The sequence below is a fragment of the Vibrio sp. D173a genome (assembly GCF_030248475.1).
Genome location: NZ_JAHGAH010000289.1, coordinates 1 through 594, shown reverse-complemented (window position 1 = coordinate 594; position 594 = coordinate 1). Strand labels below are relative to the sequence as shown.

Below are 594 nucleotides of genomic sequence, written 5' to 3'. Positions count from 1 at the left end.
CCCCGCGCAGTTGCCACCACAATCTAAGACGACGACTGTGGGTGAGATCATCACGATAGAGGTGCGTGGCCCGTTAACCACCGGTTATACCCTCGACCCTGAGGTTGTGGTGCTCGGTGATGGCGTCGCCAGTGGTAATAGCGAGAATGATGAGATCACTTATGAGGCGCACGCTCAGGGGGTGACACGTTTGGTGTACACCATGACGAACGACGATGGTAGTGCGATTTTAGTGGGGACGGTTGACGTGGCGGTGTCACGCCTCGGAAATAATGCGCCAGTGGCGACAGATGCGTCGTTTAGGATGGAATCTGATGACATCGAATCGCCCCAAACATTTGACCTCAGTGCTTATGTTAGTGATGACGATGATGGTGATGAGATCCAGCTTATTCAAGTTGATGCGTGGGATGCGGAGGTTGGTTTAGCGGCCCAGGATGACTTTGGCAATCTTTCGTTTACCTTTAAACCGAACCATGCTGGGTTTCACTATGTGACGTATGTGGTGACTGACCATAACGGCGGTTATGGTGTCGCGCAAGTAGAAATTGAGGTGGTTGACCTCTCTGCGGTGGCGACATGGGGAAATATCCA

The 594-nt window shown here is 52.4% G+C and carries 1 protein-coding gene; it reads left to right on the top strand.

Annotated features, from left to right (window positions below):
- A partial coding sequence (locus KIV40_RS24345; RefSeq protein ID WP_285351751.1) for an Ig-like domain-containing protein occupies positions 1 to 594 on the top strand: 594 nt, incomplete at both ends.